This is a genomic window from Kocuria rhizophila, from assembly GCF_003667225.1.
GTDB classification, from domain to species: Bacteria; Actinomycetota; Actinomycetes; order Actinomycetales; family Micrococcaceae; genus Kocuria; species Kocuria rhizophila.
The window spans coordinates 1-6,428 of the sequence record NZ_RCOM01000105.1 but is presented as its reverse complement, the minus strand read 5'-3'; the positions used below and the strand labels follow the sequence as shown (position 1 = coordinate 6,428).

8 protein-coding genes are annotated in these 6,428 nt (G+C 69.9%); 3 read left to right on the top strand and 5 right to left on the bottom strand.

What is annotated here, in order from left to right; all coding sequences use genetic code 11:
- Positions 1–56: 56 nt before the first annotated feature.
- The 4 genes from tadA to D9R02_RS10825 are packed head-to-tail and all read right to left on the bottom strand — an operon-like array spanning position 57 to position 3,471.
- Positions 57–533 (bottom strand): tRNA adenosine(34) deaminase TadA, encoded by a 477-nt coding sequence (gene tadA / locus D9R02_RS10840; RefSeq protein WP_059281445.1) that lies wholly within the window; start codon positions 531–533, stop codon positions 57–59.
- Positions 534–538: 5 nt separating this feature from the next.
- Positions 539–1,234: a hypothetical protein gene (locus tag D9R02_RS10835; protein ID WP_121566896.1), complete on the bottom strand. Its 696-nt coding sequence runs from the start codon at positions 1,232–1,234 to the stop codon at positions 539–541.
- Between the two features lie 51 nt (positions 1,235–1,285).
- A complete protein-coding gene (locus D9R02_RS10830) occupies positions 1,286–2,569 on the bottom strand; it encodes an ABC transporter permease (RefSeq protein WP_121566895.1) in 1,284 nt (427 codons plus the stop codon).
- On the bottom strand, positions 2,566–3,471 hold the full coding sequence (locus tag D9R02_RS10825; RefSeq protein WP_059281448.1) for an ABC transporter ATP-binding protein: 906 nt from the start codon (positions 3,469–3,471) through the stop codon (positions 2,566–2,568). Before D9R02_RS10825 ends, D9R02_RS10830 begins: the two co-directional genes overlap by 4 nt.
- Before the next feature lie 341 nt (positions 3,472–3,812).
- On the opposite strand from D9R02_RS10825, the gene upp reads away from it, so the two are divergent.
- The 3 genes from upp (at position 3,813) to D9R02_RS10810 (ending at position 6,153) form a co-directional block, all read left to right on the top strand.
- Positions 3,813–4,448: a uracil phosphoribosyltransferase gene (gene upp, locus D9R02_RS10820; RefSeq protein ID WP_019309933.1), complete on the top strand. Its 636-nt coding sequence runs from the start codon at positions 3,813–3,815 to the stop codon at positions 4,446–4,448.
- 218 nt (positions 4,449–4,666) lie between these two features.
- On the top strand, positions 4,667–5,467 hold the full coding sequence (locus tag D9R02_RS10815; RefSeq protein WP_070636985.1) for a winged helix-turn-helix domain-containing protein: 801 nt from the start codon (positions 4,667–4,669) through the stop codon (positions 5,465–5,467).
- 164 nt (positions 5,468–5,631) lie between these two features.
- Positions 5,632–6,153, top strand: a complete 522-nt coding sequence (locus D9R02_RS10810) for a SixA phosphatase family protein (protein ID WP_070636984.1) — start codon at positions 5,632–5,634, stop codon at positions 6,151–6,153.
- A gap of 141 nt (positions 6,154–6,294) precedes the next feature.
- Here the strand turns inward: D9R02_RS10810 and D9R02_RS10805 are convergent, their stop codons facing one another.
- Complete coding sequence (locus tag D9R02_RS10805; RefSeq protein WP_121566897.1) at positions 6,295–6,402, bottom strand: excalibur calcium-binding domain-containing protein; 108 nt, start codon at positions 6,400–6,402, stop codon at positions 6,295–6,297.
- Between the last annotated feature and the right edge of the window lie 26 nt (positions 6,403–6,428).

Here is a 6,428-nt window from a genome sequence, read left to right as displayed (position 1 = left end):
GGTCGGGGGCGAGGCCGCGCGGGGGCGGCGTCGTGCCGCGGAGCGGTCAGCGGCGCTCAGCGGTGGGTGCGGAAGAACTCGCGCAGCAGGGCGGCGCACTCGCTCTCCCGGACGCCCCCGGTGACCTCCACCCAGTGGTTGAGGCGGGGGTCCCGCACGATGTCGAACACCGAGCCGCACGCCCCGGCCTTCGGGTCCCACGCGCCGAACACCACGGTGGGCACGCGCGCCAGCACGATGGCCCCGGCGCACATGGCGCACGGCTCCAGAGTGACGACGAGGGTGCATCCCTCCAAGCGCCACTCACCGCGCTGTGCGGCCGCCTCGCGCAGGGCCAGCACTTCCGCGTGCGCGGTGGGATCGCCGCACTCCTCGCGACGGTTGCGGCCGGTGCCGATGACCCGGCCGTCCGCGTCCAGGACGACGGCGCCGATGGGCACGTCCCCGGACCCCGCCGTGAGTGCCGCCTCGGAAAGCGCCAGGTCCATCCAGCCCGCGAGCTGGATGGACCTGGCGGTGTGCGGAAGAGACATCAGGGTCAGCGCTGGACCCGGTTCTGGTTGAACCAGGCCGAGGTGGGCGCCTTGTACGCGGTGACGATCCAGAGGATGTCCACGATCAGCTTGGCGACGACCAGCACGATGATGATGATGTTCCACGGCGCGGGGTAGATGCCCAGACCGAACACGCTGAACAGGGACGAGAGGATCGCGATGGCCGCGAACACCGTGCCCAGGATGCGGGCCCAGTTCTTGCCCTTCTTCAGGAACGTGTAGACCAGCAGGTAGAGGGCCGCGGTGACGACGAGACCCACCACTGTGCCTGCGGTGCCTCCGACACCAGCGGCCTGGTCAGCCGCCTTGGTGGCCATCTCCGTGCTCAGGCCCTTGTCTTTGAAGTACTGCAGGTAGTCGACGTTCGCCGAGGCGATCAGACCCACGATGCCGTTGAGCACGTAGATGCCCAGGGAGATCAGGGTCAGCTTCAGCAACCGGTCCACGGTGGAGGGGCGCTCCATCGTGCCGGTGTACTGGCCGGGGTTGTACTCCGCGGTGCCGTACTTCCCGCCGGCCTGACCGTACTGCTGACCGGAGGGCTGGCCGTTGGGGCCACCCTGCGGTGCGCCGTTGACCGCGCCCTGGCCGTAGGGCATGGGCTGGCCGGACTGTCCCGGGCCGGGCTGTCCGAGGGCGCCGGACTGCGGGTTCTGCGGTTCGTTCGGAGTGGTGCTCATGACTGCCGTCCTTTCATCGGGTGGTGCGAGTGGTGGTGCAGGTGTGGGGGGTCACTCGTAGCGCAGGGCGGTGATGGGATCCTGGCGGGCGGCCCGCACGGCGGGGATGGTGCCGGCCAGGAAGGCGATGAACATGACCGAGAGGATGATCAGGGCAATGTTCACGGGGTTGAACAGGAACAGGCTCAGTCCGGGCAGCGAGGACAGCAACCCGTTGGACAGCACCCCGCTGAGGATGCTTCCGGCGGCCACGGCCACGGCCGCCCCGATGGCGGAACCCAGGAAGCCGATGAAGACCGCCTCCAGGGAGAACAGCCCGAAGATCTTGCCGCCGCTCATGCCCAGCGCCTTCATGAGCCCGATCTCCCGGGTGCGCTCCTGCACGGACATCAGCAGGGTGTTCACGATGCCGAAGCCGGCGGCGAGCAGCGCGATGATCGCGAAGGAGTTGAGGATCCACACGATGCCGTTGATGACCGCGCGGAACATGCCCAGCTGGTCCTCCACGGTCTGACCCCGCATCTGCTCGTCGGCGAGCGCGGACTTGATGGAGCCCACCTTGGACATGTCGTCCACGGTGGCCGTGGCGGTGAAGTAGGAGTTCGGCACCTTCCGCGGGCTGCCCGAGGCCTGGTAGTCGTACAGCTTCTTGTTCAGGCCCGCAGAGGGGATGGGGTTGTCGGAGGAGCCGGCCAGGGATGCCTGGGACACGCCCGAGACCTTCGCCGTGAACGTCTTGTCCTGGTCCACGGCGTTGCCGATGGCGATCTTCACGGTCTTGCCCACGGCGTCCTGGTTCGATCCCAGGCCCAGCGGCTCCACCCAGGAGGCCGGGAGCAGGATCTCGTCCTTGGCGCGCTCGGGAACCTCACCGGACTCCAGCTGTAGCCCGTCCGCCTCCGGGGGCGAGCCCAGGCTCAGCTTGAACTTCTTGCCGTTGGCGGACTCCAGGTACTTGGGGGTGACCAGGTACATGGGGTCCACGGAACCCACGCCGTCGATCTTCTCGATCTTGTCGATGTCCGAATCCGTGAGCCCGCTGACGGAGCCGAAGCCCAGCCGCACGTCGGCCTCGTCGGGGTTGTACTCGGTGGGTCCGTCCTCCTCGTTCGAGCCGGGGGTGGACTGCTCGGAGACCTTCTGGACGAACAGGGCGTTCTCGTTGCCGAACGCGGCCACGGTCTTGTCGATGTAGTCGTTGACGCCGGTGCCGATCCCCGAGGTCAGGGTGAGCGTGAACGAGCCGATGAAGATCGCGATCACGGTCAGGACGGTGCGCGCCTTGGACCGGAAGGTGTTGCCGATCGCCGTGCGCAGCAGATCGATGAATTTCACGCGGTGGCTCCTGGCTGGTCGGTGGTGCTGGTGGGGGCCGCGTGCCTGCCGGGGCGCGACGGTTCCTGCGCGGCGCGGGCGATCTCGGCGGCGTCGTCCTCGGTGAGGGTCACGATCGCGCCGGTCGCGGGCTCCGTGACCTGCTGGACCCCGGCGGGCTGCTGGGCCCAGGGGTGCTCCTGCGCCCGGTCCTGCTCGGCGACGCCGCTCGTGTTCTTGCCGGGGTTCGGCACCACCTCACCGTCCACCAGGTAGATCTGACGCGAGCAGCGCTGGGCGAGGTCCTCGTCGTGCGTGACGACCACCAGGGTGATGCCCTGGTCCCGGTTGAGACCGAAGAGGATGTCCTCCACCACCTTGGAGGTGGCGGAGTCCAGGTTGCCCGTGGGCTCGTCCGCGAAGATCACGGACGGGTTGTTGATCAGAGCGCGCGCGATCACCACGCGCTGCTTCTGGCCGCCGGAGAGATCGGTGGCCTTGTTGTCCGCCTTGTCCGCCATCTCCAGCTGCTCGAGCGCCTCCAGTCCCCGGCGCTTGCGCTCGGATGCCGGGACACCGGCGATCTTCAGCGGCAGCGTGACGTTCTCCAGCACGCTCTGGTTGGGGGTCAGGAAGAACTGCTGGAACACGAAGCCGAACGCGGAGTTGCGCAGCTCGTTGAGCTCCTTGGCGCTGAGATCGCCCGTGGGCCTGCCCTCCAGCGCCACCACGCCGTGCGTGGGGCCGTCCAGCAGGGCCAGCAGGTGCATGAGGGTGGACTTGCCCGAACCGGACTTGCCCACCACGGCCACCGACTCGCCCTTGCCGATCTCCAGGTTGATGCCCTTGAGGGCGTCGAACCTGGTGTCGCCCCTGCCGTAGATCTTGACCAGGTTCTCCGTTTCGAGAACGGGAGCCGCCATGTGTGGTGCCCCTTCCGAGGGTTGCCGTGCACGGGATGTCTGTGAAGTCACACTGTGTTCCCCCCGAGAATAGAGCACGGCCTCCCGGCACCGGCGGAGGAGGGTGGGCCCGTGACGACATCGTGACGCCCCGCCGGCGGGGTCCACGGCGCCGGTGGTGTCCGGTGAACCCCCGGGCCAGCGCCTCCGGCCGCCACCTCCGGTCGACGACTCGGGCCGGCACCGCGGCAGGTGTCCCGGTGCGGCGCGACGGGAGGGGCGCCGCGGCGTCGTTCAGGTGCTCGGAGTGGCCCCGGACCGCCGCAACCCCGTCCGCTGGGCGCGACTGCTAGATTCTGGGTATGCGAGTCACCGTCTTGGATCACCCGTTGGTCGCCCACAAGCTGAGCGTGTTGCGTGAGAAGGACACGTCCTCCCCCGTGTTCCGCCAGCTGGTGGAGGAGCTGGTCACGCTGCTGGCCTACGAGGCCACCCGCGAGGTGCGCGTGGAGCCGAAGACCATCCAGACCCCGGTGGCCGAGACGCAGGGCACCGCTCTGAGCCGGCCGCGTCCGCTGGTGGTGCCGATCCTGCGCGCGGGCCTGGGGATGCTCGAGGGCATGACCCGCCTGGTCCCCACGGCCGAGGTCGGCTTCCTGGGCATGGCCCGGGACGACACCACCCTGGACATCATCACCTACGCCGAGCGGCTGCCGGACGACCTCACGGGCCGCCAGGTGTACGTGCTGGACCCCATGCTCGCCACGGGTGGCACCCTGAGCGAGGCCATCAAGTTCCTCTACCGCCGCGGCGCGGAGGAGATCACGTGCGTGTGCCTGCTGGCCGCGCCCGAGGGGCTGGAGCGTCTGGAGCGCGAGCTCGGGGACAGCCAGGTCAACGTGGTTCTCGCGTCCGTGGACGAGCGGCTGGACGAGAACGCGTACATTGTCCCGGGCCTGGGGGACGCCGGGGACCGGCTGTACGGCGTGGTGGACTGAGCCCACCCAGTTCTCCACTCGCGGGACGTCCGACCCCATCCGGGCGGGAAAAGCAAGCAGTTTTCCACTGGGAGTAACCGGGGGCGTGTCCCATCTCACGATGCGAGAAAATCGCGCGTATATTACTTGCCAGTGGAGTCGTGTGTCGCCGAACATGGACGATAACGCCGTTTTCCAGTGAATTCACGGGAACGGGGCTCAACGAGGCAGGGGTTGGAATGTCAGGCGCACCGGGTTACGTCCACATCTCGCAGCGGCACCGTGTGCCCGGCGCCCAGCCCGCCGCGCGCACTCGTGGAACCCATCGCGCCCCGATCGGGTCGGAGGACCACCGGCACCTGCGCTCCGTGGCCGCGGACTTCGCGCCCCAGGCCCGCCCCGAGGCGCAGGCGGTGCTCGAGCAGCAGCCCACGGAGGCCCGGGGCTTCGTGCTCTACGTGGGCGTGGACGAGCAGGCCGCGGCGGACCGCGGCATCAACCTGGTCCAGCTGGTGCAGGAGATCCGCCAGCACATCCGCTCCACGGTTCCCGAGTCCGACTCCTACGCGGCCGTGGCCCTCGCCCCGGTGAACGCCGAGGGCACGGACTTGGAGGTCGTGCGCAGCGCACTGGGGGACCCCACCTTCACGGACCCGGTCATCGAGCCCCTGACCCCGCTGCCGGCCTGCGGTGCCGGCAGTCGCATCGACCACCAGCGCGTGGGCGTGCTGATCGACCTGTCCCGCCGCGAGGTGTTCCTGGACGGGGACCTGCTGAACCTCACCCACCGCGAGTTCGAGCTGCTCAACTACCTGGTGGAGAACGGCACCCGCACCGTGGGCCGCACCGAGTTGCTCGACAGCCTCTGGGGGGATGCCGAGGAGATCCCCTCCGAACGCACGATCGACGTCCACGTCCGGCGGCTGCGCTCCAAGCTGGGACGCCTGGCCAACACGGTGCGCACCGTGCGCGGGCAGGGCTACCGGTTCTACGACCACCCCGAAGTGGTCGTGTGGGCCGCCCCCGAGTACTCCATCTGACGGCCTTCCGGCTCATCCGGCCGAGACTCCACGCCCCGCCGGTGCAACCACTGTGCGCACTCAGGACGCCACTGCCCATGCCGCGCGCCGCGCACGACGCCGCCCGCAACGGTGCCCGGTGGCGTCGCCAGCCGGGGTGAGCGGCCCGTGACAGACTGGCACGCATGACGCGCCACGACCTCAAGCAGCTGGTGATCATGCGCCACGGGGAAGCCGACTTCCCGCGGGACGTGCCGGACCACGACCGTCCGCTCGTGCCCCGCGGAGCGCGGGAGGCCGCGGCGGCGGGTGCGTGGCTGGCGGAGAACGCACCGCCCGAGATGATCCTGGTCTCGCCGGCCCTGCGCACCCGACAAACGGTCACGTGGGTGTGCCACGAGCTCGGGGAGAGGGCCCCCACCCCGCAGCTGTGGGACTCGCTGTACAACGGTTCGGACGCGCAGCTGCTCGCCGCGGTCAACCACGTGCCGGAATCCGTGCGCACCCTGCTGGTGGTCGCGCACATGCCCGGTGTCCTGGACGCCGTGCTGCGCCTGGCCTCACGGGACTCGGACCAGGACGCCATGATGGACGCCGCCGCGGGGTTCCCCACCGCGGGAACGGCGGTGCTGGAGGTTGCCGGGGACTGGGCCCTGCTCGACGGTGCCGACGCCCGGCTCACGCGGTTCCACGCCCCGCGGGTGTGAGGGGGCCGGCGCGCTCACTGTGCGCGTTGCTCCACGGCCCGGCGGCGGAATGACGATCTGTGCCACGGGCGGCACCCCTGGGCCTGCGCTTCGGGGGTCCCGCGCCGCGACACCATCGCCGGGCACCCGGGCCGTCCCGGGTCAGCGCCTGGGCTCGCAGGCCACCCCGTCCCCGTCCCCGTCCAGACCGGTGCGGTACCCGGGGGAGCCCGCGTACAGGGGTGCCATCCCGGCGGCGCGCGCGTCCACGCACCGGGAGAAGTAGAGGTCCCCGG

Coding starts and splice junctions, on each gene's coding strand:
- tadA (WP_059281445.1), bottom strand. CDS start 533: ATGTCTCTTCCGCACACCGCCAGGTCCATCCAGCTCGCGGGCTGGATG.
- D9R02_RS10835 (WP_121566896.1), bottom strand. CDS start 1,234: ATGAGCACCACTCCGAACGAACCGCAGAACCCGCAGTCCGGCGCCCTC.
- D9R02_RS10825 (WP_059281448.1), bottom strand. CDS start 3,471: ATGGCGGCTCCCGTTCTCGAAACGGAGAACCTGGTCAAGATCTACGGC.
- upp (WP_019309933.1), top strand. CDS start 3,813: ATGCGAGTCACCGTCTTGGATCACCCGTTGGTCGCCCACAAGCTGAGC.
- D9R02_RS10815 (WP_070636985.1), top strand. CDS start 4,667: ATGTCAGGCGCACCGGGTTACGTCCACATCTCGCAGCGGCACCGTGTG.
- D9R02_RS10810 (WP_070636984.1), top strand. CDS start 5,632: ATGACGCGCCACGACCTCAAGCAGCTGGTGATCATGCGCCACGGGGAA.